The sequence below is a fragment of the Duganella paludis genome (genome assembly GCF_054461335.1).
In genome coordinates this window covers 4086243-4110565 of the sequence record NZ_CM136922.1, presented here as the reverse complement: position 1 = coordinate 4110565, position 24323 = coordinate 4086243, and the positions used below count along the sequence as shown (strand labels likewise).

Here is a 24323-nt window from a genome sequence, read left to right as displayed (position 1 = left end):
ACGATGCAGTCACTGTGGATGTTGTTTGCGAGTTTTATGTTTGCCGTGATGGGTGTCTGCGTCAAGCTGGCCTCGGTGGAATTCTCGACATCCGAACTGGTGCTGTATCGCGGGGTGGTCGGCGTGATTACGCTGGCCACCCTGATCAAAATGCAGGGCGGCAGCTTCCGCACCAGCATGCCGGGCGCCCACCTGTGGCGCGGCGTCATCGGCGTGATCTCCCTCTGGCTGTGGTACTACTCCATCGGCGAACTGCCGCTGGCCACCGCCATGACCCTCAACTACATGTCGCCGATCTGGATCGCCGCCTGGCTGTTCGCCATGGGTTGGTGGCACGCCAAGGGCGACGTCAAGTGGCCGCTGATACTGGCCGTCGGCTGCAGCTTCATCGGCGTCACCCTGCTGTTGCGCCCCGCCTTCGACGCCAACCTGCTGACGCCGGCGCTGATCGCGCTCGGTTCCAGCATGATCACCGCCATGGCGTATATGCAGGTGCGCAAGCTGGGCCTGGCCGGCGAGCCCGAAAACCGCGTGGTGTTCTACTTCACCGTGATGAATCTGCTGGCCGGCATCGTCGGCGTGTTCCTCACCGGCGGCAGCGACGGCCCGGCGTGGCATCCGATCACCAACTGGCGCAGCGGCCTGCTGTTGCTGGCCATCGGCGTGTGCGCCACCAGCGCGCAGATCGCCATGACGCGCGCCTACCGCCTGGGCAATACGCTGGTGGTGGCCAACCTGCAGTACACCGGCATCGTGTTCTCCAGCGTGTGGGGCGTGCTGGTGTTCGGCGACGTGTTCGATTGGCACAGCTGGGCCGGCATCGCCATCATTCTTGCGTCGGGCATGGCCGCGACGTTCTACAATACGCGCAATACCGAACGCGGTAAGGCCATCGCCAATACCGATCCCATCGCCAGCGAAGTATAAGGAGCATCATGCACACCACCCTGATCGACGCCGCCACCCTGTCCCAGCATCTGCAAGACCCGAACTGGGTCATCCTCGATTGCCGTCATGACTTGATGAATCCGAACGCGGGCCGTGACGGCTTCGCCATCGGCCACATCGCCGGCGCGCAGTTCGCCAATGTGGATACGGACCTGTCGGGCGCCAAGATGGGTGCGGACGGCGCGTTTCGCGGCCGTCACCCGCTGCCGGAACGGGCGGCCTTGATCGCCACCCTGCGCAGCTGGGGCATCAACGACGACACGCAAGTGGTGGCTTACGATGCGCACGGTGGCATGTTCGCGGCGCGTCTGTGGTGGCTGCTGCGCTGGGTGGGACATCCAACGGTGGCCGTGCTTGATGGCGGCCTGGCCGCGTGGCAGTCGGCCGGACTGGCCATGGTGACGTCGAACGAAGCACGCGCGCCGGGGGCGATCGGCGACCAGCCATCGCTGGTGGCGACGGTATCGGTGGACGAAGTGGTCGCCAACCTGTCGACGCAGGCGCGCACCGTGGTCGACGCCCGCGCGGCCGACCGCTATCGCGGCGAAAACGAAACCATCGATCCGGTGGGCGGCCATATCCCCGGCGCCAAAAACCGCTTCTTCAAGGACAACCTGACGGCCGAAGGCCGCTTCAAGGACGCCGCGCAGCTGAAGGCCGACTTCGCGCCGCTGTTCGACAGCGCGCCGCAAGCCATCATGCAATGCGGCTCCGGCGTCACCGCCTGCCACAACCTGCTGGCCCTGGAAATCGCCGGCCTGCCCGGCGCCGCCCTGTATCCGGGCTCGTGGAGCGAATGGTGCGCCGACACCGCCCGCCCCGTCGCTACCGGCCCCAACTAAAATCCCCATGCGAGAGCCCATCATGCGATGGGACTCCCGCTGCAAGATCACGCGCGCAGTTGACGGCGGCGGGTGGCGCCGAGTAGCGCCAGCCCGCCCAGCAGCATGACGTAGGTGGATGGTTCCGGCACCGGCGTCACGCCGTCCCACACGGCGGAATAGCCTTCGCTCATCGCATAGGCCTGCAGCCAGACATCGGTTGCAGTCGATCCGAAATTGTAGAACGTCACCGACATGGTGCCGGACCAGCTGTCGCTGACGCCGGACACGGTGTTGTCGTCATTGACGTAATACTGGGCGATGACGCTGCGCTCCTGAAAATCGAACTGATCCATGCCATTCACCTTGCCGCCCACATTCAGCAGCGTGCGCGCATAGGCGAACTCGTCCATGTCGCCGTCGAGGTTATAGCCCATGCTGGTGAAGGCCTTCAGATCCGCCGTCACGCTGAAGGTGATACTGGTGTTGGCCGACAGCAGGAAGTTGGTGCCGCCGCCGCCGTTCGCGACGATGTTGAAATACTTGCCGAACTCATCCAGCCCACTGTCCGCCCTGCCCTGCGACGACATCGCGGTGTAGCCGGCGGCGTTGGCGGCGGTGGTCAGGCTGCCTTCGGCGCTCGACCACTCGGTCGCGCGCAGGCGCGACAACACGCCATCCTGTTTCGCCGAAGCCACGTAGTCGTCGGTGGTGTAGTGCTCATACTCATCGCCCCAACCTTTTACTTCGTTATGCACGGTGGCCGGGTTGCTCGGCGTGAACGACAGCCACGGCGTAGCGCTATCGGTCGGATTCAAGTCGCCCAAGGTGATGGTCATATTGCCGATGAGCGCACTGCTGGTGGCGGTGGCAAACGCCGGGCCGACCGCAGCGGCCAGACAGGCGGCGGCCAGCGCCTTGCGGCGACGGCGCGCTACAGCACCCAGCAGCCCCAGGCCGCCGAGCAGCATGCCATAGGTCGACGGCTCCGGCACTGCCGAGATCAGCGAGGCGCCCTCGATCGTGCCGCCGGCCCAGAAGCCGCCCTCGGCCGATACACTACCGAGATTGCTGAAACTGGACGAGAGTATGCCGCTCCAGCTGTCGGAACTGCCGCTCGGGAGCGCATCACCGGGATAGCCGACGCTCAAAATGTGCTGCTGCTGGTCTACCAGTGGAGTGAAGCCATCGACATCCAGCCCCATCACCAGCAACGACGCCCGTGCAAACGCCATTTCGTTGCGCAGCTCACCGGAAACGGCTGTAAAACCAGTACTGACACTCATGGTCGTATCGACCGAAAACACCACCTGTGTATTGGCCGTCAAACTGAAATAGCGTAAATCGCTGCCCGGCACACCAAAGTCACCGTTGAAATAACTGAGATGACCCGCCGAGGCCTGCGCCGTCCCCGCCAGGTTGGCGGCATTGAAGCCACGGCCATCCGCAGCCGCCTTCACGCTGGCGGACATCGTTGCCAACGCAGTATTCGCGCTCCCGCTGATGTTAGCGCTACCTCTAGCGGCCGTCTTTTCCATCTTTTCGTCATGCAGGTCGTCGTATCCGCCGGGTTGGGTCCAAGTTTCCGCTTCGCCCCTGACATACGCGCCGTCGTAGTACTTTCGCGGATCCGGCATGAACGTGATGCCGGCGGAGATGCCGTCATTTAGGTCAAGATCGATGATGGTTATCTTCAGATTGCCGAACGTTGCGGTGCTGTGGGCATCCGCGAAAACCGGGCCGGCGGCCACCGCCAGACAAGCGGCAGCCAATGCTGTGCGTACGAGTTTCATTGTTCCTCCCTTGGGTTAACAAGTAGCCAAGTATGCACAGCCCGACTGGGGTCGTCTATACAGTCAAAATTTTTTTAATTTTGACAAGTGGTAAAAAATTCGCCATTTCAAACCCTGCGACGAAGCATACTTTCCCTATGAAACTCGCCAATTCTCACGCGTATTTTGTTGACTTAAATATATTGTTCATCCGTTGTATTAATGTGACTACGTAATGACTTTAATTAAATTTATGATCACACAGTTGACGACGTTGCTATAGTTTAAACCTCTACTATTTTTAAAAAGTCACATCCACCTCTTCCCCGGGAGCGTTCCATGGCATCGAACTCAGCACGGCAGTATCGACTTACTCCACTTGTGTTAGCGATAACATTTGCATTCACCGCCCACGCGCACGCCGACGATGGCCGCCGGTCCTACATCGTTCAGTTGACCGACCAGCCGCTGGCCGCCTATGCCGGCAATGTCAGCGGCATGCGCGCCACCAAGGCCGCTCCCGGCCAGCGTTTCGATCCCAACAGCGCCGCCGCGCGCTCCTACCGCAGCTACCTCGAAACCCGGCAAGCACAAGCCAAAGCGCTGCTGCCGGCCGCCAACGTCACCCACCAGTACCAGCTGGTGCTCAACGGCTTTGCCGCACGCCTCAGCGAAACCGAAGTGCGCCTGCTCAAGTCCAGCGGCAAAGTCGCCAGCATCACGCCGGACGAACGCCACGAAGTGGTCACCAACTACACCCCGACCTTCCTCGGCCTGGATCAGCCGGGCGGCCTGTGGGAACAACTGGGCGGCAAGGACAAGGCCGGCGAAGACATCATCGTCGGCGTGATCGACACCGGCGTGTGGCCGGAAAACCTGTCCTATGGCGACCGCGTCAACGGCGACGATCAGCCGACCTTCGACAGCAGCGGCACCCTCGCCTACGGCGCCCCGCCGGCACGCTGGAAAGGCGTGTGCCAGGCCGGCGAAGGCTTCAACGCCGATGACTGCAACAACAAGCTGATCGGCGCGCGCTACTTCGACCAGGGCTTCCGTTCCAGCGGTTTGCCGATCCACTGGAGCGAATTCCGCTCGCCGCGCGATTCGCTGAGCTGGCCGGCCGGCGAAGGCGGCCACGGCACGCACACCTCCAGCACCGCTGTCGGCAACGCCAAAGTGCCGGCGGTGGGCGGCAATGGCGACAAGCTCGGCGTGCGCACCGGTATGGCGCCGCGCGCGCGGCTGGCCGTCTACAAGGTGTGCTGGAGCTTCAATCCGGGCGACAACGGCGTCAAGAACACCTGCTTCAACAGCGACAGCGTGGCCGCCATCGAAGCTGCCGTGGCGGACGGCGTCGATGTCCTGAACTTCTCGATCAGCGGCGGCGAAAGCCCGCTGGAACCGGTCGAACTGGCCTTCCGCCACGCGGTGGAAGCGGGCGTGTTCGTGGCTGCCGCCGGCGGCAACGACGGCCCGTCCAACCAGGTCAACCACATCGCACCCTGGCTGACCACGGTAGCCGCAGCAGCCCACGACAAGACTCAGCGCGCCACCGTCACACTGGGCAACGGCCAGAATTACAGCGGCATTTCGATCAACTCGAAACCGCTGCCGGCCAGCGCCCTGATCTACGGCGGCGCGGCAGTGACGGCGGGTGGTAGCACCGGTTTCGCCGAACTATGCCTGAGCAAGGCCTACTCCGGCACCACCCATCTCGACCCGGCCAAGGTCGCCGGCAAGATCGTCGCCTGCCAGCGCGGCAACAACCCGCGCGCCGACAAGGCCGACGCCGTCAAGGCCGCCGGCGGCATCGGCATGATCATGCTGGACGACGGCAACGGCCCGCTGATCGACATGTACAGCGTGCCGACCATCCACGTCGACCAGGCCGATGGCCAGGCCATCCTCGCCTATGCCACCAACAGCGGCGCCACCGCCGCCCTGTCGGCCAGCGAACAAGTGCCGACCTACGGCCCGACCCTGGCGGCGTTCTCGTCGCGCGGCCCGAACCGCTTCGATCCGGGCGTGCTCAAGCCGGACATGGCGGCGCCCGGCGTCGACATCCTGGCCGGCATTGCGCCGAGCCTGAGCGCGGCCCAGCGCAGCGCCGTAATCGCCGGCAGCGCCCCGGCCTACAGCCAGTCCGCCTATATGTCGGGCACCTCGATGGCGACGCCGCACGTGGCCGGCCTGGCCGCGCTGCTCAAGCAGCGCCATCCAGGCTGGTCGCCGGCCGCCATCAAATCGGCGCTGATGACCGCCACCCGCAGCGTGCTGCCGACCGACCTCAGCGGCGACCAGGACGGCACCCTACCGTGGGGCCAGGGCGCAGGACTGGTACTGCCCAACGGCGCCGCCGATCCCGGCCTGGTGTACGACATGACGGGCGCCGACTATCAGAAATACCTGTGCGGCGTGACCAACGACACCAGCTTCTGCGGACAAGGCGCGCTCAATGGCTATGCGCTGAACCTGGCCTCGATCACTGTGCCGGGCGTGGTGGGCGTCAAGACCGTCAGCCGCAGCGTCACCAACGTCGGCGACAAGCCGGCCATCTACACGGCCAGCAGCCGCATCGACGGTTTCGATATCGCCGTCACGCCTTCCACCCTGCAACTGGCGCCGGGTGAAACGCAAAGCTACAGCGTCAGCCTGACCCGCACCAGCGCCATGCCGGGCATCTGGCAAATGGGCGAAGTGGTGTGGAATGACAGCGAGCACAATGTGCGCAGCCCATTGCAGGCGCGCTACAACAACGGCGTGGAAGGACCGGAGGTGGTTTCCGCCACCAGCACCAGCGGCACCCGCCAGTTCGAGGTGCAGACCGGCTTCGACGGCACGCTGGCGGTCGACCGTGGCGGCTTGCGCGAGTACACCCGCCTGGCGCAGACCGTGACGCAAGCGGCCAAGGGTTCGGTGGACGCGACGGAAGATGTGGTGAACGCCTGCATCGCGCGCGGTCCCGGCGTCAAGGCGACCACGCTGGCCATCCCCAACAAGACCGTGGTGGCGCGCTTTGAACTGACCAACCACGAAACCTCGGGCGGCGCCGACGACGACCTGGACCTGATCCTGCTCGACCAATGGAACCGCCTGCTGGCCGCCAGCGCGCACACCGACTCGAACGAAAGCGTGACCCTGATCTCGCCGCCGATGGGCGTGATCAAGGCCTGCGTGGTGGGCTACAAGCTGAAGAACGGCGCCAGCGCCAACTTCACGCTGTCGTACGCCACCGCGATTCCCAACGACACCAAGGGCAATGTAAAACTGTCCCTGCCGTCGACGGTGAAGGTCGGCGGCACCTCGACGGTGGGCGTCACCTGGAGCGGCCTGGAGCAAGGCAAGCACTACCTGGGCGGCGTGAAGCTGGCCAATCCGGAAGGCGGCATGACGTCGGTCACCGAGATCAACATCGACACGCGTGACGTCACGCCTGCCACCGGCGTCGCCTACGCCAAACGCATCAACACGGAGAAGTAAGCAGCTTAGTGATTGTGCTCGCCGCCGGTGAGGAACAGTACGATCGCCACGCCGGCGGCGATCAGCAGGACTTGGGGAATCGACTCGCGCAGGGTGGCCCGGCGCTGCATCTGCGGCATCAGGTCGCTCACGGCGATGTAGATGAAGCCGGATGAGGCGAACACCAGCACATACGGAATCAGGCTGCTGGCGCGGTCCAGCGTGTAATAACCGAGCAGGCCGCCGGCAATCGCCAGCAGGCTGCACAGCAGGTTGTAGACATAGGCGCGGGTGCGCGAGAAGCCGGCGTTGAGCAGCACGATGAAGTCGCCGATTTCCTGCGGAATTTCGTGGGCGATGATGGCCAGGCCGGTGATCAGGCCCAGTTGCGGATCGGCCATGAATGCGGCTGCGATCAAAATGCCGTCGGTGAAATTGTGCATGCCGTCGCCGACCAGGATCATCCAGCCGGCCTTGCCCGCCTCGCGCTTGTCGTGGCCGTGGTGATGGTGGTGACCGTCATGCTCGTGATGGTGCGAATGGCGCAGGATGGCCAATTTCTCAAGCAGGAAGAACGCCAGCAGGCCGCCCAGCAGGGTGGCGAACAGGCTGCGCGCGCTGGCCGACGATTCGAAGGCTTCCGGCAAGGCGTGCAGGAGCGAGGTCGACAACATGATGCCGACCGACAGGCTGACCATGCGCTCGACCAGCTTGGACAGCAGCGTAAACGAGAACACGGCCGCCGCAGTGATGCTCACTACGCCAGCTAGTGTTGTTGCCAGTATGATTGAAACGAGTACGGGATCGATGTTATAGCCTCTGGTACCTGGAGCCGCGCGCGCTGCCGCGCACGCCGGGGCGTTATTTTACTCCCCGGCATGCTTTTCTGCTTAAAAACCGCTCAAATCACGCCGTTTTGCTTGAACCAGGCCAGCGTGCGGCCCCAGCCGTCCTTGGCGTCGGCCTCGTTGTAGCTCGGGCGATAGTCGGCGTGGAAGGCGTGGCCGGAGTTCGGATAGATCACGAAAGTGGACTTGTTCGGCCCCTGCGCCAGCGATGCCTTCATGATGTCCACCGTTTCCAGCGGGATGCCGGTGTCCTTGGCGCCGTACAGGCCGAGGACGGGCACGGTCAGAGTGCCAGCAACATCGATTGGGTGCCTGGGAAAGTTGGCGTTCAGGTCCCCCTTCAAGCGCCCATACCAGGCCACGCCGGCTTTGATGGAAGGATTGTGCGCGGCGTACAGCCAGGTGATGCGGCCGCCCCAGCAGAAGCCGGTGATGGCCAGCTTGTCGCCATTGCCGTTGTTGGCCTTGGCCCAGGCCACCACGGCGTCCAGGTCGGTGAACACTTGCGCGTCCGGGGTTTTGGCGATGATGTCGCGCTGCAGGTCGGCGATCGAGGCCACCTTGGTCGGGTCGCCCTGGCGGATAAACAGGTCCGGCGCCAACGCCAGGTAGCCTTGCTTGGCGAAGCGGCGCGCGACGTCGGCGATGTGCTCGTGCACGCCGAAGATTTCCGAGATCACCAGCACCACCGGCAGGTTGGTCTTGCCTTCCGGCTGGGCGCGGTACACCGGCACGTTCTGGCCGGCGACGTTGATGGTGATGGTGCCGGCGGTGAGGCCGGCGGTGTCGGTCTTGATGACGTTCTGCGCCGACACCGGCAGGGTGGCGGCGGCGAAGCCGGTGCCCAGCGCCACCTTCAGGAAGTCGCGGCGGTCGACGCCGTCCGACAAACTCGTTTTGCCCAGCAAACTCTCTGCGTCCCGCGTCAAATCATCCATCCATATCCTCCGTCAGAAGAACCGTCATTGCCGCGCACGCGGCAATCCATGCTCAGCATGGATCCCCGCTTGCGCGGGGACGACGGGGGGTTAATGTGCCTGATCCCAGTTATTACCGACGCCGACTTCGGCAATCAACGGCACTTTCAGTTGCGCCACGCCGGCCATCAGTTCCGGCAGCTTGCGCTTGATCAGCTCCAGCTCGGCGTCCGGCACTTCCAGCACCAGTTCATCGTGCACTTGCATGATCATGCGCGTGCCCAGCTTTTCCGCTTCCAGCCAGTCCTGCACCGCCACCATGGCCAGCTTGATCAGGTCGGCGGCCGTGCCCTGCATCGGCGCATTGATCGCCGCGCGTTCCGCACCCTGGCGGCGCGGGCCGTTCGGCGAATTGATCTCCGGCAGCCACAGGCGGCGGCCGAACACCGTTTCCACGTAGCCGCGCGCCTTGGCCTGCAGGCGCGTGTCGTCCATGTACTGCTTCACGCCCGAGAAGCGCGCGAAGTAGCGCTCGATATAGCTTTGCGCCGCGCCGCGCTCGATGCCCAGGTTGACGGCCAGGCCGAAGGCGCTCATGCCGTAGATCAGACCGAAGTTGATGACCTTGGCGTAACGGCGTTGCTCGTTCTCGACCGACTCCGGCGCCACGCCGAAGATCTCGGCGGCGGTGGCGCGGTGGATGTCGACGCCTTCGGCAAACGCGCGCAGCATGTTCGCGTCTTCCGAAATGTGCGCCATGATGCGCAGTTCGATCTGCGAATAGTCGGCCGACACGATGTGCGAACCGGCCGGCGCCACGAAGGCTTCGCGGATGCGGCGGCCTTCCTTGGTGCGGATCGGAATGTTCTGCAGATTGGGGTCGTTGGACGCCAGACGGCCCGTCACCGCCACCGCCTGCGCGTAGTTGGTGTGCACGCGGCCGGTCTGCTTGTTGATACCTTTCGGCAGCTTGTCGGTGTAGGTCGACTTCAGCTTGGACAGGCTGCGGTACTCCAGCAGCACTTTCGGCAGCGGATAGTCTTCGGCCAGCTTTTGCAGCACTTCCTCATCGGTCGATGGCGCACCGCTCGGCGTTTTCTTCACCACCGGCAGCTTCAGCTTCTCAAAGAAGATTTCGCCGATCTGCTTCGGCGAACCGAGGTTGAACGGCTGCTCGGCCAGCTCGTGCGCCTTGGCTTCCAGCTCCACGATGCGCGCGCCCAGCTCGGACGATTGCTGCTCCAGCAGCGCGGCGTCGATCTGCACGCCGTTGCGCTCGATCTTCTGCAGCACCACGGCGGTCGGCAGCTCGATATTGCGGTAGATGAAGTTGAGCTTCTCGTCCTTCTCCACTTCGCCGATCATGTTCTGGTGCAGGCGCAGCGTGATGTCGGCGTCTTCCGCCGCGTAATTGGTGGCGCACTGGATTTCCACCTTGTCGAAGGTGATCATGCTGGCGCCCTTGCCGCACACGTCCGAGAATGGAATCGTGGTGTGGTTCAGGTGGCGCAGCGCCAGGCTGTCCATGTCGTGGGTGCGGTGCGATTCAAACACATACGATTCCAGCAGCGTGTCGTGATGAATGCCCTGCAGCGACACGCCGTGGTTGGCGAAGATGTGGCTGTCGTATTTCAGGTTCTGGCCGACCTTGAGCTTGGTGGCGTCTTCCAGCCACGGCTTGAGCTTGGCCAGCACGTGCTCGCGCTCCAGCTGCTGCGGCACGCCCTGGTAGGAGTGCGCGACCGGGATGTAGCAGGCCTCGCCCGCCTTCACCGCCAGCGAAATGCCGACCAGCTGCGCCGTCATCGGCTCCAGCGAAGTGGTTTCGGTATCGACGGCGGTCAGTTCGGCGGCGTCGATCAGCGCGATCCACTTGTCCAGCTGTTCGTCGGTGAACACGGTTTCGTAGTTGGTGGCGACCGCTTCGGCGAACAGGTCGCCGTTGGCGGAGGCAGCGCCGCCCACCGGCGCGTCCATCGACGGCTTGGCTACGGCGGCAGGCGCGGAACCGGCAACGCTCAAATCGCGCAGCAGGGTCTTGAAGCCGTACTTGGCAAAGAAGGCCAGCAGCGCTTCCTTGTCCTCTTCACGCGCGGTCAGCGATTCGTTGATCGACACCATGTGGGCGGACAGGTCGCAGTCCAATTTGACGGTAATCAGCTCCCGGCCCCTCGGCAGCCATTCCAGCGCATCGCGCAGGTTCTGGCCGACGGCGCCGCTGATATTGGCGGCATTGGCGATCACGCCGTCCAGCGAGTCGTAGGCGCTCAGCCACTTGAGCGCGGTCTTCGGGCCGCACTTGGACACGCCCGGCACGTTGTCGACGGTGTCGCCGATCAGGGTCAGGTAATCGATGATGCGGTTCGGCGGCACGCCGAACTTGGCCAGCACGCCGGCCTCGTCCATCTTTTCGTTGGTCATGGTGTTGATCAGCATGACCTTGTCGTTGACCAGCTGCGCCAGATCCTTGTCGCCGGTGGACACCACCACGTTCATGCCGGCCTTGGCTGCGTCCAGCGACAGCGTACCGATCACGTCGTCAGCCTCGACGCCTTCAACCATCAGGATCGGCCAGCCCATGGCCTTGACCGCCTCGTGAATAGGCTCGATCTGCAAACGCAGGTCGTCCGGCATCGAAGCGCGGGTGGCCTTGTATTCCGGATACATGTCATCACGGAAAGTTTTCCCCTTGGCGTCGAACACGCAGGCGATGTAAGCGGCAGGGTAATCCGCGCGCAGGCGGCGCAGCATGTTGACCATGCCGTGCATGGCGCCGGTCGGATGGCCGTCCGGGCTGCGCAGGTCGGGCAGCGCGTGGAAGGCGCGGTAAAGATAGCTGGAGCCGTCTACTAACAACAGGGTATTTTGCATAGGTACGAAGATGGAGGCGCATGGCGACGAATGCAACATTATCGCAGGTTTTGGCGACGGCCCAACCGCAATACAGGGCGGAAAGCACAGGAAGCGTGTCGGTTTGTTACAATGGATCATACATAAAAATTCTGCGGCTTTTACACTGCTATAGGCGATCCATCATGAAGCGCATTTCCCTCCTCCTCCTGACGTTGCTCGCCCACACGGCATTTGCGCAGTCGACGCCTAGCCAGGCGCCGCCCAAACTGGAAAAAATCGAGGAAATCGCCGAAGACCCGATCACGGTCACCGCCAAGCCGAGCACAGAAGGCAAGATTACCGAAAAACGCGACAACAGCGGCAATGTCACCGAGGCGACCGTCAAAAGCGGTCCAAGCACCTACACCCTGCGTCCCAACCACCCGGTCGGCACCGCCCAGCCGGGCGACGCAATGAGCGGCAACAATCGCGGCCCGCAGTGGACAGTGCTGGAGTTCGACATTGGTAAGAAGAAAAAGAAAACCACGGACGAGGAAGCAGCGCAGGACAACACCCCGCCGCCACCTCCGCCCGCCGTTAAATAACCAGACACCCCTGCCGGCCCGCCGGCAGCGTCACCGAACTCATCTAACTTCTCATGGCAGTCTTTACCCCGGTATCGCTGGAAGATGTCACCCAGTGGATCACCCAATTCCCGCTCGGCAAAGTGCTTGAGCTCAAAGGCATCAGTTCCGGCATCGAGAACAGCAACTTCTTCCTGACGACCGAGCGCGGCGAGTACGTGCTCACCATCTTCGAGAACCTGTCGTTTGAACAACTGCCGTTTTACCTCAACCTGATGCGCCACCTGGCCGACCGTGGCGTGCTGGTGCCGGCGCCGGTGGCCAACGACCAGGGCGGCCTGATCACCGCGCTGCACGGCAAGCCGGCCTCGATCGTCACCAAACTCGAAGGCCGCTCGCAGATGGAACCGCAGCCCGTGCATTGCGCCCAGGTGGGCGGCATGCTGGCGCAAATGCACCTGGCCGGTCTCGATTACGAACTGAAGCAGCCGAACCTGCGCGGTCTGGAATGGTGGCATGAAACCACGCCGCTGGTGCTGCCCTACATTCCCGAAGACAAGGCACATTTGCTCAAGTCCGAGGTGCACTACCAGGAAACCTTTGCCGCCTGCGATCACTACAAGCAGTTGCAGGTGGGGCCGGTGCACGCCGACCTGTTCCGCAACAACGTGATGTTCAAGGGCGAGCAAGTCACCGGCTTCTTCGACTTCTACTTCGCCGGCTGCGACACCTGGCTGTTCGACGTGGCGGTCACCGTCAACGACTGGTGCATCGACCTGGAAACGGGCGTGCTGGACGAAGCGCGCGTGCGCGCCATGCTGGACGCCTACCACGCCGTGCGCCCGTTCACGGAAGCCGAAACGCACGCTTGGCAAACCATGCTGCGCGCCGGCGCCCTGCGCTTCTGGCTGTCGCGCCTATATGATTACTACTGCCCGCGCGAGGCGGAGATGTTGACGCCTCACGACCCCACCCACTTTGAGCGCATTCTGCGCGAACGCATCGCCACGCCGGCGCCTGGACTGTACTGATGGAAAAATTACCCGCACGCGTAGGTTGGCATTGGATCAAGCAAGGCTGGACGCTGTTCCGCAAACAGCCCGGCGGCATGATGGCGCTCCTGTTCGTCTGCATGTTCGCCTCGTTGATCATCATGCTGCTGCCCGTGCTGGGGCAAATCCTGTGGGCCTTGCTGATGCCGATGTTCACCATCGCCCTGCTGCAAGGCTGCGCCGAAATCGACCAGGGCCGTCGCGCCCTGCCGCAATTCCTGCTGGCCGGCGTCCAGTCGCCGATGCGCAAGCATCTGCTGGGCATGGGCCTGCTGAACCTGCTGCTGATGTTGCTGGCCATGTTGGCCATCTACGGCATCTCGGGCGAGGCCATGGAAGGCTTGCGCACGGCGCAGGCGCGCGGCAGCCTCAAGCCGGAGGACGTGGAAGGCCTGTTCGGCGGCATGCTGACGGGTTCGGCCATCTACATGGTGGGCTGGCTGCTGACGTCGATGACGGCGCCGTTGATTTTCTGGCAGAAAATGGCGTTCAGCAAGGCGCTGTTCTTCAGCGTGGTGTCGGTGCTGCGGGCCATCCGGCCGCTGGTCAGCGCGGTGCTGATCCTGCACCTGTTCTACTTCTTCGGCATCCAGATCATTGTGCTGGTGCTGGGCGTGTCGCAGCTGAGCGTGGCCGGCATCTTCACGCTGTTCCTGATTTCGCTGGTGCTGGTGCATTGCATGCTGTACGCGGCCTACGCGCAAATCTTCGGCCCGCCGCAAACGCCGCCTTCGGCGCCTGCTACGGTCGATCTCGACAAGCCTTAAATCTTCTCCAGCTTGGCGATACTCAAGTCGAGCACCTTCATGCCGGCGCTGCCGAAGTTGATCTGGGCGCGGGCATTGTTGCCGCTGCCCTCGATGTTGACGATCACGCCTTCGCCGAACTTGGCGTGCACCACCGACTGCCCCAAACGCCAGCCTGAACCGGCTTCGATCGACTTGCTGGCCATCTTCTGCGCCAGCGCCTTGTCCGAGCCGACCAGCGGCGCCTCATCCCAGGCCGACTTCTTGGCCGCGAACCAGCCGCCGCCCTGCACCTTGGGCGTCAGCCACTTCAGTGCGTCTTCCGGCAACTCTTCGAAGAAACGCGACTTCAGGTTGTAGCGGGTCTGGCCGTGCAGCATGCGGGTCTGGGCAAAGCTCAGGTACAGGCGTTCGCGCGCGCGGGTGATCGCCACGTACATCAGGCGCCGTTCCTCTTCCACGCCGTCGTGTTCGCGCGAGCTGCTCTCATGCGGGAACAAGCCCTCTTCCAGCCCGGTGATGAAGACGTTGTTGAACTCCAGGCCCTTGGCCGAGTGCACCGTCATCATCTGCACCGCTTGCTGGCCGACGGTGGCCTGGTTGTCGCCGGCCTCCAGCGAGGCATGCGACAAGAAGGCCGACAGCGGCGACATCACGGTCGACAGCGGCGCATCGGCGTCGAGGATCTCGAAGCCATCCTGGTTCACCACCGCCGCGCCGGACTGCGCCTGCGACTGCGGGCCGAGATGCGCGGGCGCGCCCTGGCCGTAGCCCTCTTCCGACACGAACTGGGTGGCCGCGCTGACCATCTGCTCCAAGTTCTCGATGCGGTCGGCGCCTTCTTTTTCGGTGGCGTAGTGATTCAGCAGGGTCGATTGCTCCAGCACCACGCGCACCAGTTCCGGCAACGCCATCTGCTGCGTTTCAAAACGCGTACCCTCGATCAGCTTGACGAAGCCGGACAGCAGGGTGCCGGCCTTGCCGGTCACATACGGCACGGCCGCGTACAGCGAAATGCCGTACTGGTCGGCGGCCGCCTGCAGGGTCTCGATCGACCGCACGCCGATGCCGCGCGCCGGGAAATTGACCACGCGCAGGAAGGCGGAATCGTTGTGCGGATTGTCCATCAGTTGCAAATAGGCGATGGCATGCTTGACCTCGGCGCGCTGGAAGTAGCGCAGGCCGCCGTACACGTGGTACGGAATGCCGGCCGAGAACAGCGCATGCTCGATCACGCGCGACTGCGCGTTGGAGCGGTACAGCACGGCGATCTCGCTGCGCGAGGCGCCGTCGTGGATCAGGTTCTTGGTTTCCTCGATAATCCACGACGCTTCGGACAGGTCCGAGTTGGCTTCGTAGACGCGCACCTGTTCGCCATGGCCGGCATCGGTGCGCAGATTCTTGCCCAGGCGCTTGCTGTTATTGGCGATCAGCACGTTGGCGGCGTCCAGGATGTGACCGTGCGAGCGGTAGTTCTGCTCCAGCTTGATCAGATTCTTGACGTGGTATTCGCGCTCGAAGGCGCTCATATTGCCGACGTTGGCGCCACGGAAGGCATAAATACTCTGGTCATCGTCGCCAACGGCGAACAGCGCGCCGCCCTGCTGGGTGCCGTGGCCGGACATCAGCTTCAGCCATTTGTATTGCAGGTCATTGGTGTCCTGGAACTCGTCGACCAGGATGTGCTGGAAGCGCTGCTGGTAATGCTCGCGCAGCGGCTGGTTGCGGCTCAGCAGCTCGTAGGTGCGCAGCAGCAGCTCGGCGAAATCGACCACGCCTTCGCGCTGGCACTGGTCGTCGTAAAGCTGGTACAGCTCGACCTTTTTGCGCTCATCGGCGTTGTACGGGTCGATCTTGTCGGCGCGCAGGCCCTGGTCCTTGGCGCCGTTGATGAAGTACATGATGTCCTTGGGCGGGAACTTCTCGTCGTCGACGTTGTTCGCCTTCAGCAGGCGCTTGATGGCCGACAGCTGATCCTGGGAATCGAGAATCTGGAACGTCTGCGGCAGCGCGGCGTCGCGGTGATGGGTGCGCAGCAGGCGGTTGCACAGGCCGTGGAAGGTACCGATCCACATGCCGCGCGTATTAATCGGCAACATGGCGGAGAGGCGGGTCAGCATCTCCTTGGCGGCCTTGTTGGTAAAGGTCACGGCCAGGATGCCGGAAGGCGACACCTGGCCGGTTTGCACCAGCCAGGCGATACGGGTAGTCAGAACGCGGGTTTTACCAGAACCGGCCCCCGCCAGAATCAGTGCGCTCTGCGCGGGCAAGGTAACAGCGGCAAGCTGTTCGTCGTTGAGGTTATGGAGAAGATTTTGCATCCCGTGATTATACCGGCTCATACTCCGGGGTCAGGTCCTCCATTGCTACACGGGCTGTACCGTAGCGATCGCTACGGTACAGCCCGTGTAGCAATGGAGGACCTGACCCCGGATTTTAGACGGATGGTGCAGGGACGGCTTTGCCGTTCTGTAAGCTTTCTTGCATCAGCGATTTGATCACGCGCTCGGCTTCACGCACGGCCTCGCTGTGTTTCAGGTTGAGTTCGCCCATGCGCACGTTCAGGTCGCCCATCGGACGGCTGGCTTCCGCCATTTTCTGTTGCAACGCTTTCATCGGCGCATTCTGCTCGTGCAGCTTGGCGAGCTTGGGCGCCAGTTCGCGCTGGTACTCGGCCATCTGTTTTTGCAGCGGCGCCATTTCGGCTTGCAGGCCGCTCATCTTTTCCTGGAATGCGCGCACTTTTTCCTGGCTGTTGTCCTGCTGCAGTTCACGCGCAGCCAGGTCCATGCGGCGGGCGACTTTTTCCTGGGCGCGCGCCACCAGTTCCATCTGGCGTTGTTGCACATCCATGTCGCGCTCGATCTGACGGCCGTAGTCGTGGCCCACGGTGTTCATCTGTTCGCCGATGGCGTTCATGATCTTGCCCTGCGCTTCCATCTTCTTGCCTTGGGCTTCCATCTGGCCGCCGATGCTGTCGACCGGCGCCCAAGCGCTGTCGATACGGGCGATGACCGCCGGGTCTTGCACCAGGTAGGTCTTGTCGCCGTCGCGGAACCAGAGGAAGTCACCCTTCACAGCGCCACGCAGTTCGGAAACCTTGCGGATGTCCTTGGTGGAGGCAGAGACCGTGATCGCTTCTTTGTTGCCGTGGACGATGGCATAGGCGCTGCGCTGGTTCGGGCCTTCGTTGACGGTCATGTGGTCGAACTTGACGCGGGCCGGCTGCGCCGGCATGGCCGGCGTGGCTGGCACAGCTTGCACGGCTGGAATGGCTGGCACCGCAGGCAAGGCTGGCACCGGGGCTGGAGCCTTCGGCGCAACGGGAGCGGCAGGAGCAATTGGTGCGATCGGCGCCACCGGCGCGGCTTGCGCAACGCGCGCCGGCGCTGCCGGTATCGCCGGCGGCGGCACCGGCTCGGCCGGTTCGATCAGGGCCGGTGGTTCCGGCGGTGCGGGCGGTTCGGGCAGCTGCGGCGCAGCGTGGGCATACAAGACCGCGCCGGCCGCCAGCAGGCCGGCCAGCGGCACCGCCATCTTCCAGCTGACAGGTTCAACATCGGGACGCAGCAGGCGTTTGATACGAGACATGAGATTTCCTCCGTGAGCCGCATGGGCTAGTTGTGTAGTGTCGAACTGAAAGCGATCCAGTTGCGACAGGGCTTGCGCCAGCTTTTGTGGCTGGCCGAGCATACCCACTGCCAGGTCGTCGGCGATTTGTTCCCGCTCGATCCGTATCCTGCGCGATATAGCCCAAACACTAGGGTGATAGAACAGCACGATCTCGATCGCGCTTTGTATGAGGTTGACCAGATAGTCGTTGCGCTTGATGTGCGCCAGTTCGTGCGCCAGCAGCGCTTCCAGCAAATCGGCCGGCATGCCGGTGACCAGCGCGGCCGGCACCAGCACGATCGGCTTCCAGCAGCCGGCGGTGATCGGACTATCGAGTTTGTCGGCCACGCCGAGACGCACATGCATCTCGATGCCGAAACGGCGCGCCAGCTCGGACAAGCGGCGCTGCCAGTAAGGATTGCTGGTGTATTCGTCCGCCCGCGTGTGGTCCGCCACCCATTTCAGGCCGATCGCCAGCCGCAGCGCCATCAGCGCGGCGCCCAGCAGCCACAGGCCGACGATCCACGGCAGTTGCCGGCGCAGCAGGTCGCGCAGCGCGGTCAGGTTGGGGTTTTCGGTGCGGCTTTCGGTGAGAACGGAGGTCCAGGTGGCGCCATCGCCGACGCTGAACACGTTGATGATCGGGCCGGCAACAATGCGCGACTCGGCCAGCTGCAGCAGGATGCCCGACAGCGGCAACACCGCGCACAACAGCAAGCCGCCGCAAGCGACCGCATAACGCGTTTGCGGACGCGCCTTGCGCAGCAGATACATCGCCAAGGTCACCGCCCAGCCGACCAGCAGACCTTGCCAGACGAAGTGCAGCAGCGCCCAACCGATGGCGGGCACCAGTGCCGACAACATAGTAGTAAGTTGTGATTCCATTGCCGCGCTCCCGATTGTTGGATGTAGAATAAATTATCTAGATCGCCATGTCTAGAACTTTTTTTCTACATCCAACGGGGCAGGCTTTTAGTACAGCACGACCGAGCGGATCGATTCGCCGCTCTTCATCAGGTCGAAGCCCTGATTGATGTCTTCCAGCTTGAGGCGGTGGGTGATCAGGTCATCGATGTTGAGCTTGCCATCCATGTACCAGTCGACGATCTTCGGCACGTCGGTGCGGCCGCGTGCGCCGCCGAAGGCCGAACCCTTCCACTCGCGTCCCGTCACCAGCTGGAACGGACGGGTGGAGATCTCCTGCCCCGCCGCCGCCACGCCGATGATGATCGACTTGCCCCAACCCTTGTGGCAGCACTCCAGCGCCTGGCGCATCAGGGTGGTGTTGCCGACGCACTCGAAGCTGTAGTCGGCGCCGCCGTCAGTCAGCTGGATGATGTGGTCAACCACATTTTCCACCTCGTTCGGATTGACGAAGTGCGTCATGCCGAACTTGCGCGCCATCGCTTCACGGCCCGGATTGATGTCGACGCCAATGATCTTGTCCGCGCCAACCATCTTGGCCGCCTGGATCACGTTCAGGCCGATGCCGCCCAGGCCGAACACCACCACGTTGGCGCCCGCTTCCACCTTGGCGGTGAACAGCACGGCGCCCACGCCGGTGGTGACGCCGCAACCGATGTAGCAAACTTTATCGAACGGCGCGTCTTCGCGGATTTTGGCCAGCGCAATCTCCGGCACCACGATGTAGTTGGAGAAGGTGGACGTGCCCATGTAGTGGTAGATCGGCTTGCCGTCGATGGAGAAACGGCTGGTCGCATCCGGCATCAGGCCACGGCCCTGGGTCGAGCGGATCGACTGGCACAGATTGGTCTTTTGGGACAGGCAGAATTTGCACTGGCGGCATTCCGGCGTGTACAGCGGAATGACGTGGTCGTCCTTCTTCAGCGATTTGACGCCGGGGCCGACATCGACCACGATGCCTGCGCCTTCGTGGCCCAGGATGGCCGGGAAAATCCCTTCCGGATCGGCGCCGGACAGGGTGTAGTAATCGGTGTGGCAGATGCCGGTGGCCTTGATTTCGACCAGCACTTCGCCTTCGCGCGGGCCGCCCAATTCGACTTCTTCAATCGTCAGGGGCTTGCCCGCTTGCCAGGCAACGGCTGCTTTGGTTTTCATGATGTTCCTTTCGCGTTGGAACATCATGATAACAAAATCAATCGTGGAACGCGTCCACCACTTTACGTTTCCCCAGCATGAAAGCATCGGCCACATGGCGCAGCGGCGCCACGTCGACGTCGGACTTGCCGGCGCGGACGATCTCGGCGAAACGCTGGTACAGCGACGGGTACTCGGCCTCTTTCTCCAGCGCCTGCTCGGCGCCGTCGATCCACAGGCGCGCGCCGCCATCGGCCAGGCGCAGCTCGCCCTTGGCGGTGGTGACGATGATGTCCCAGCTTTGCTTGCCGGTCTGGCGCCAGTCGAATTCCGCGTGCACCTTGACGCCGTCGGCGTTCTGGAAATGCAGGTCGGCGCCGATCGGCGCGTCGCGGTTTTCAGGGAACTCCAGCGCGGCCTGGGTCAGGAACACCGCCGACGGCAGGATCTCGGTGACGATCGACAGCGCGTTGATGCCCGGATCGAACACGCCCAGGCCGCCGGCCTGCCAGATCCAGTCCTGGTTCGGGTGCCACTGGCGCACGTCTTCCTTCCAGATCACGTGCATCGCGGTCGGCGCGTTGGCGGCCAGGTGGGCCTTGGCCGGCTGCACGCCCGGCGCATAGCGCGAGTGCCAGCTGGCGAACAGGCTCACGCCCTGTTCGGCGGCGTAGGATTCCAGGTCGGCCACTTCCGACAGGGTGGCGCCGGGCGGCTTTTCCATGAACACGTGCTTGCCGGCGGCCAGCGCCTTGCGCGCGGCGGCGTAGCGGTACTGCGGCGGCATGCACAGCGAAACGGCTTCGATGGACGGATCGGCCGCCAGCATCGCCTCGATGGTCGGGAAGCTGGGGACGTTGTCGATGGTGTTGTTGCGGCTGGCCGTGGCGACCAGCGCGTAATCGGCATTGGCGCGGATCGCCGGCAAGTGTTGGTCGTAAACGATTTTGCCCACGCCGACGATGGCGAGTTTGATAGGTGACGTCATTCCGTTCTTTCCTGATTGAGTTGATTCTGGCGAATCATGCAGCCTATCACCTCAGCCAAGCGCGCAACAAGCGCGGACCGGCGTCACCGAGTATTTATTATCAATATTGCGATTATTGGGGTTCAACCGGCATCGCAGTACCGACGCCCAGCAGGTCCGACACCGTGCGCCACAGCTGGCGCGGCGAAGTCCACGGCTTGGGCAGAAAGGCGTTGCCGGCCTGGTGGTGTTCCGGATGGCGGGCCGAGTACATCAGCACGCGCGCGTCGGCTTGCTCGCGGCGCAGCTCGGCCAGCAGGTCGAGGCCATCGCCGTCCGGCAGATCCGGGTCCAGCACCACCAGCGCGAATTTCTCTTTTTGCAGCAGCTCCTGCGCTGCGGCCAAGGTCGGCACATGGGTCACCTGGGTTTCCGGCACCAGCAGCGCCGCCAGCACCAGCGCCGCATCGTGGTCGCTATCGACATGCAGCACGCGCGGGGCGGATGCAAAAATCGAAAAGCCGATGGCGCCACCGCTGTCTTCGGTGAATGGACGATAGGTACTGGTAGGCAAATCATTGGTCATATCGGTCTCCGCTGGAAGCTAAGTGCAAGCTCGGCGGAGTTGGGCCGAAATGTAGGGCGTGGCGCAGGGTGCAGGCGGCCAATGACGCGGCAGATGCAGTTTTAGGTCCTGCCGCTGGTGAGGCGGACGGATAAGCTTTATCCGCCGCTCAGACGATAGTGTATATCAGAAATGATTTAGAGCAAGGAAAATTGCCCCTTCCGTTTACTTTTTCAGACGGTTGCTGAACGCGGTATGCAAGCTGTTCAATGTTTCCTCGGCGGCCAGCAACTGGTCGGCCACCTCGTTGACCTTGCGCCGGTTCGAGCGGGCGTGGTCGCGCAGCACCTCGAAGGCGGTGTTGCGGTCGGTCTGGAATTTGCACATTAGCAAGCCCACGGCCAGGCTGGTTTCGCGACCGGCGGCCAGGGCCGCGTTCAAATTCAGCTCGGTGCGGCGCAGCTGACGGATTTCATCGGCGCGCGCCAGACCGGCGGCAAACGCCGGCATCAGGTGTTTTTCATCGACCGGCTTGACCAGGAAGCCGACCGCGCCGTAGGAGGCGGCCTGCTTGCCGGCGTCGGCGTCGCCACGGCCGGACAGGAACATGAACGGCACCGAACTGGTGGCGTGCAGTTGCTTGGCCAGCTCCAGGCCGTTCATGCCGGGCATGTGGATGTCCAGCAGGGCCAGGTCCGGCTCGCGCTGGGCGATGGCTTGCAGGGCTTGTTCGGCGGAAGACGCCTTGACGACTTCGTAACCGGCATGGCCCAGCACTTCCCCGAGGAAGTCGAGCAGCAGAGGATCGTCGTCGACGATGAGAATCGAGCGCTTCGGAGTGGGAGTAGATGCAGTCATGAGCGGAAACCTTAGGCTAATACTAACGCCTCATTATATGACCGAAATCCCCCCACACTCCAAGCGATTTTATTGCTGTGCGAAAAGCGATTGGAATTCCCCCACCGCCTGGGCCACACTTTCAGCTTGGTAGACGCTGCTGATGGCCGCCACCATGCTGGCGCCGCGCGCCACCAGCGGTGCGGCGTTTTCCGGCGTCATGCCGCCGATCACCACGGTCGGCACGCGGATCACGTCGCGCGCCTGGTCGAGGATGGCCGGCTGCGTGGTGACCGCGTACTTTTTCACGCGCGACGGGTAGAAACCGCCGAAGGCGACGTAGCTGGCGCCGGCCTCCTGCGCGCTCAGCGCGCGCGGCATGTCGCCGTAGCAGGAGGCGCCGATGATCTTGTTCTTGCCGAGGCGGGCGCGCACCTGCGCCACTTCGGCGTCGGTGCCGCCGAGATGGACGCCGTCGGCATCGAGCTCAATGCACAGGTCGACGTGGTCGTTTACGATGAAGGGCACGCGGTGGCGGCGGCACAGGGCCAGCAGCGCGGTGGCCTGCTCACGGCGCAGCACCGGGCCGACTTCCTTGTGGCGGTATTGCAGCAGCGCGATGGGCGCGGCCAGCATGGCCTGTTCGCTCAATTGCAGCAGGCGGCTGGTGTCGTCCCAGTTGGGGGTGACGAGGTAGAGTCCTTGCATGATTTTTCCTTGGTTAGCGCAGCGGAATGCGCTGGCCGGCGGCGATGGCGTAAGCATCGCGCAGCGCGTGATAGGTGTATTGCTGGGCGTGCTCCAGCGCGACGGCGGTCGGCAGGCCCAGCGCCAGTTGGCCGGCGATGGCGGAAGCCAGCGTGCAACCGCTGCCATGAAACTCGCCCGCCAGCCGCGTCCAGCGCCAGGCGCGCGACGGCTGCTCCGCGCCCGGGCCGTACCAGCGGTTGACGACTTCATCGCCGTCGCCGTGGCCGCCCGTGATGAGAACATGGCGGCCGCCGCGCGCGCGCAGCAGCTGCGCTTGCGCGTTCGGCAGCGTGGCGTCGGTCAGCGACTGCGCCTCTGGGCCGTTGGGCGTGATGACGGTCGCCAGCGGCAGCAACGGCGCCAGCGCCTGCACCGCGTCATCGCGCGACAACAGGTCGCCATGACCGCTGGCCAGTACCGGATCAAGCACCACCGGCAGCTCCGGCTGACGCTCGCGCAGGCACGCAATGACCTGCGCAATCGCCAGCGCATTGGCAGCACTGCCGGTGATCCCGATCTTCACCGCGCTGATGGCGATCTTGTCGATCAAGGCCTGCGCCTGACGCAGCACCAACTCCGCCTCCGCCGGCTGCACGCCGTAGACGCGGTCGTTGTCCTGCACCGTCAGCGCCGTGCAGACCGTGAGCGCATGCACGCCCTGCCCTGCCAGCGCCTGCAGATCGGCCGACAGCCCGGCGCCGCCGGACGGATCGAGTCCGGCGAACACCAGTACGCATGGCCGCGTGCTGCCGGCTGTGGCCAAGCCACCCCTCATGCCAGCCGGCCCGCCATCGGCGACGACGGCGACGCCGCGAACTTGCGCGGAATGCGCCCGGCCAGATAAGCCTCACGCCCAGCCTGCACGCCCAGCTTCATGGCGCGCGCCATGCGCACCGGATCCTGCGCACCGGCGATGGCGGTGTTCATCAGCACACCGTCGCAACCAAGCTCCATGGCGATGGCCGCATCGGACGCCGTACCCACGCCGGCATCGACCAGCACCGGCACCTTGGCCTGCTCGATAATCAGCGACAGGTTCCAGGGATTCAGGATACCCATGCCGGAGCCGATCAGGGAAGCCAGCGGCATCACCGCCACACAACCGATATCCTCCAGCATGCGTGCCTGGATCGGATCGTCGCTGCAGTAGACCATCACATCGAAACCATCCTTGACCAGTTCACGGGCCGCGACCAGCGTCTCCGGCATATTCGGGAACAAGGTCTTCTCATCGCCCAGCACCTCCAGCTTCACCAGCTTGTGGCCATTGAGCAGCTCGCGCGCCATCTGCAAAGTGTAGACCGCATCCTTCGCCGTATAGCAGCCGGCGGTATTCGGCAGTATCGTGTACTGCGAAGGCGGCAACACATCGAGCAAACTGGGCGCCTTCGGATCCTGGCCGATATTCACGCGGCGGATCGCCACCGTAATAATCTCCGCCTCCGCTGCATCGGTCGCTTCGCGCGTCTGCTGCAGATCTTTATACTTCCCACTACCGACCAGCAGGCGCGAACGATATTCCTTGCCTGCGATTTTTAATACATCACTCATTTCC

Annotated in this window: 19 protein-coding genes; 6 read left to right on the top strand and 13 right to left on the bottom strand. The window is 63.6% G+C overall.

Annotated elements, in window-relative coordinates; genetic code table 11:
• The first annotated feature begins 3 nt into the window (after window positions 1-3).
• Window positions 4-927: a DMT family transporter gene (locus tag ACXZ1M_RS18180; protein WP_459049048.1), complete on the top strand. Its 924-nt coding sequence runs from the start codon at window positions 4-6 to the stop codon at window positions 925-927.
• Window positions 928-935: 8 nt separating this feature from the next.
• Window positions 936-1790: a sulfurtransferase gene (locus ACXZ1M_RS18175; RefSeq protein ID WP_459049047.1), complete on the top strand. Its 855-nt coding sequence runs from the start codon at window positions 936-938 to the stop codon at window positions 1788-1790.
• A 47-nt stretch (window positions 1791-1837) separates the two neighbouring features.
• Here ACXZ1M_RS18175 and ACXZ1M_RS18170 read toward each other — a convergent pair whose 3' ends face one another.
• Complete coding sequence (locus ACXZ1M_RS18170) at window positions 1838-3562, bottom strand: PEP-CTERM sorting domain-containing protein (RefSeq protein WP_459049046.1); 1725 nt, start codon at window positions 3560-3562, stop codon at window positions 1838-1840.
• 360 nt (window positions 3563-3922) lie between these two features.
• Between ACXZ1M_RS18170 and ACXZ1M_RS18165 the strand changes: the two genes are divergently transcribed.
• A complete protein-coding gene (locus ACXZ1M_RS18165) occupies window positions 3923-7021 on the top strand; it encodes a S8 family serine peptidase (RefSeq protein WP_459049045.1) in 3099 nt (1032 codons plus the stop codon).
• A 5-nt stretch (window positions 7022-7026) separates the two neighbouring features.
• Here ACXZ1M_RS18165 and ACXZ1M_RS18160 read toward each other — a convergent pair whose 3' ends face one another.
• From ACXZ1M_RS18160 to polA, 3 genes are all read right to left on the bottom strand, one after another.
• Window positions 7027-7737 carry a ZIP family metal transporter gene (locus ACXZ1M_RS18160; RefSeq protein WP_459054040.1) on the bottom strand — a complete coding sequence of 237 codons (711 nt, stop codon included), beginning with the start codon at window positions 7735-7737 and terminating at the stop codon, window positions 7027-7029.
• Window positions 7738-7901: 164 nt separating this feature from the next.
• Window positions 7902-8786 (bottom strand): dienelactone hydrolase family protein, encoded by an 885-nt coding sequence (locus ACXZ1M_RS18155; protein ID WP_459049044.1) that lies wholly within the window; start codon window positions 8784-8786, stop codon window positions 7902-7904.
• Window positions 8787-8876: 90 nt separating this feature from the next.
• Window positions 8877-11636: a DNA polymerase I gene (gene polA / locus ACXZ1M_RS18150; RefSeq protein ID WP_459049043.1), complete on the bottom strand. Its 2760-nt coding sequence runs from the start codon at window positions 11634-11636 to the stop codon at window positions 8877-8879.
• 164 nt (window positions 11637-11800) lie between these two features.
• Between polA and ACXZ1M_RS18145 the strand changes: the two genes are divergently transcribed.
• From ACXZ1M_RS18145 to ACXZ1M_RS18135, 3 genes are read left to right on the top strand one after another with little or no spacing between them, the layout of a single operon-like run.
• Window positions 11801-12202: a hypothetical protein gene (locus ACXZ1M_RS18145; protein WP_459049042.1), complete on the top strand. Its 402-nt coding sequence runs from the start codon at window positions 11801-11803 to the stop codon at window positions 12200-12202.
• A gap of 53 nt (window positions 12203-12255) precedes the next feature.
• Window positions 12256-13212 (top strand): homoserine kinase, encoded by a 957-nt coding sequence (locus ACXZ1M_RS18140; RefSeq protein ID WP_459049041.1) that lies wholly within the window; start codon window positions 12256-12258, stop codon window positions 13210-13212.
• Complete coding sequence (locus tag ACXZ1M_RS18135) at window positions 13212-14000, top strand: BPSS1780 family membrane protein (protein WP_459049040.1); 789 nt, start codon at window positions 13212-13214, stop codon at window positions 13998-14000. Before ACXZ1M_RS18140 ends, ACXZ1M_RS18135 begins: the two co-directional genes overlap by 1 nt.
• On the opposite strand, the gene ACXZ1M_RS18130 is transcribed toward ACXZ1M_RS18135, so the two are convergent.
• The 9 genes from ACXZ1M_RS18130 to ACXZ1M_RS18090 all read right to left on the bottom strand — a co-directional run bounded on the left by ACXZ1M_RS18130 (window position 13997) and on the right by ACXZ1M_RS18090 (window position 24319).
• On the bottom strand, window positions 13997-16300 hold the full coding sequence (locus ACXZ1M_RS18130) for a UvrD-helicase domain-containing protein (protein WP_459049039.1): 2304 nt from the start codon (window positions 16298-16300) through the stop codon (window positions 13997-13999). The two genes, ACXZ1M_RS18135 and ACXZ1M_RS18130, sit on opposite strands and share 4 nt — an antisense overlap.
• Before the next feature lie 115 nt (window positions 16301-16415).
• A complete protein-coding gene (locus tag ACXZ1M_RS18125; RefSeq protein WP_459049038.1) occupies window positions 16416-18476 on the bottom strand; it encodes a M56 family metallopeptidase in 2061 nt (686 codons plus the stop codon).
• 87 nt (window positions 18477-18563) lie between these two features.
• On the bottom strand, window positions 18564-19670 hold the full coding sequence (locus tag ACXZ1M_RS18120) for an S-(hydroxymethyl)glutathione dehydrogenase/class III alcohol dehydrogenase (protein WP_373990560.1): 1107 nt from the start codon (window positions 19668-19670) through the stop codon (window positions 18564-18566).
• Between the two features lie 37 nt (window positions 19671-19707).
• Window positions 19708-20637, bottom strand: a complete 930-nt coding sequence (locus ACXZ1M_RS18115) for a Gfo/Idh/MocA family protein (protein WP_459049037.1) — start codon at window positions 20635-20637, stop codon at window positions 19708-19710.
• A gap of 112 nt (window positions 20638-20749) precedes the next feature.
• On the bottom strand, window positions 20750-21202 hold the full coding sequence (locus ACXZ1M_RS18110) for a response regulator (RefSeq protein WP_459049036.1): 453 nt from the start codon (window positions 21200-21202) through the stop codon (window positions 20750-20752).
• 204 nt (window positions 21203-21406) lie between these two features.
• Window positions 21407-22039, bottom strand: coding sequence for an ANTAR domain-containing response regulator (locus tag ACXZ1M_RS18105; protein WP_459049035.1), 633 nt, complete (start codon window positions 22037-22039; stop codon window positions 21407-21409).
• Between the two features lie 69 nt (window positions 22040-22108).
• The gene (gene thiE, locus ACXZ1M_RS18100; RefSeq protein WP_459049034.1) at window positions 22109-22726 is read right to left on the bottom strand and encodes a thiamine phosphate synthase; all 618 of its coding nucleotides are present in this window, start codon (window positions 22724-22726) and stop codon (window positions 22109-22111) included.
• A 13-nt stretch (window positions 22727-22739) separates the two neighbouring features.
• Window positions 22740-23531, bottom strand: coding sequence for a bifunctional hydroxymethylpyrimidine kinase/phosphomethylpyrimidine kinase (gene thiD, locus ACXZ1M_RS18095; protein WP_459049033.1), 792 nt, complete (start codon window positions 23529-23531; stop codon window positions 22740-22742).
• A gap of 8 nt (window positions 23532-23539) precedes the next feature.
• Window positions 23540-24319, bottom strand: coding sequence for a thiazole synthase (locus ACXZ1M_RS18090; protein WP_459049032.1), 780 nt, complete (start codon window positions 24317-24319; stop codon window positions 23540-23542).
• Between the last annotated feature and the right edge of the window lie 4 nt (window positions 24320-24323).

Coding starts and splice junctions, on each gene's coding strand:
- ACXZ1M_RS18180 (WP_459049048.1), top strand. CDS start 4: ATGCAGTCACTGTGGATGTTGTTTGCGAGTTTTATGTTTGCCGTGATG.
- ACXZ1M_RS18175 (WP_459049047.1), top strand. CDS start 936: ATGCACACCACCCTGATCGACGCCGCCACCCTGTCCCAGCATCTGCAA.
- ACXZ1M_RS18170 (WP_459049046.1), bottom strand. CDS start 3,562: ATGAAACTCGTACGCACAGCATTGGCTGCCGCTTGTCTGGCGGTGGCC.
- ACXZ1M_RS18155 (WP_459049044.1), bottom strand. CDS start 8,786: ATGGATGATTTGACGCGGGACGCAGAGAGTTTGCTGGGCAAAACGAGT.
- polA (WP_459049043.1), bottom strand. CDS start 11,636: ATGCAAAATACCCTGTTGTTAGTAGACGGCTCCAGCTATCTTTACCGC.
- ACXZ1M_RS18145 (WP_459049042.1), top strand. CDS start 11,801: ATGAAGCGCATTTCCCTCCTCCTCCTGACGTTGCTCGCCCACACGGCA.
- ACXZ1M_RS18140 (WP_459049041.1), top strand. CDS start 12,256: ATGGCAGTCTTTACCCCGGTATCGCTGGAAGATGTCACCCAGTGGATC.
- ACXZ1M_RS18135 (WP_459049040.1), top strand. CDS start 13,212: ATGGAAAAATTACCCGCACGCGTAGGTTGGCATTGGATCAAGCAAGGC.
- ACXZ1M_RS18130 (WP_459049039.1), bottom strand. CDS start 16,300: ATGCAAAATCTTCTCCATAACCTCAACGACGAACAGCTTGCCGCTGTT.
- ACXZ1M_RS18125 (WP_459049038.1), bottom strand. CDS start 18,476: ATGGAATCACAACTTACTACTATGTTGTCGGCACTGGTGCCCGCCATC.
- ACXZ1M_RS18120 (WP_373990560.1), bottom strand. CDS start 19,670: ATGAAAACCAAAGCAGCCGTTGCCTGGCAAGCGGGCAAGCCCCTGACG.
- ACXZ1M_RS18115 (WP_459049037.1), bottom strand. CDS start 20,637: ATGACGTCACCTATCAAACTCGCCATCGTCGGCGTGGGCAAAATCGTT.
- ACXZ1M_RS18110 (WP_459049036.1), bottom strand. CDS start 21,202: ATGACCAATGATTTGCCTACCAGTACCTATCGTCCATTCACCGAAGAC.
- ACXZ1M_RS18105 (WP_459049035.1), bottom strand. CDS start 22,039: ATGACTGCATCTACTCCCACTCCGAAGCGCTCGATTCTCATCGTCGAC.
- thiE (WP_459049034.1), bottom strand. CDS start 22,726: ATGCAAGGACTCTACCTCGTCACCCCCAACTGGGACGACACCAGCCGC.
- ACXZ1M_RS18090 (WP_459049032.1), bottom strand. CDS start 24,319: ATGAGTGATGTATTAAAAATCGCAGGCAAGGAATATCGTTCGCGCCTG.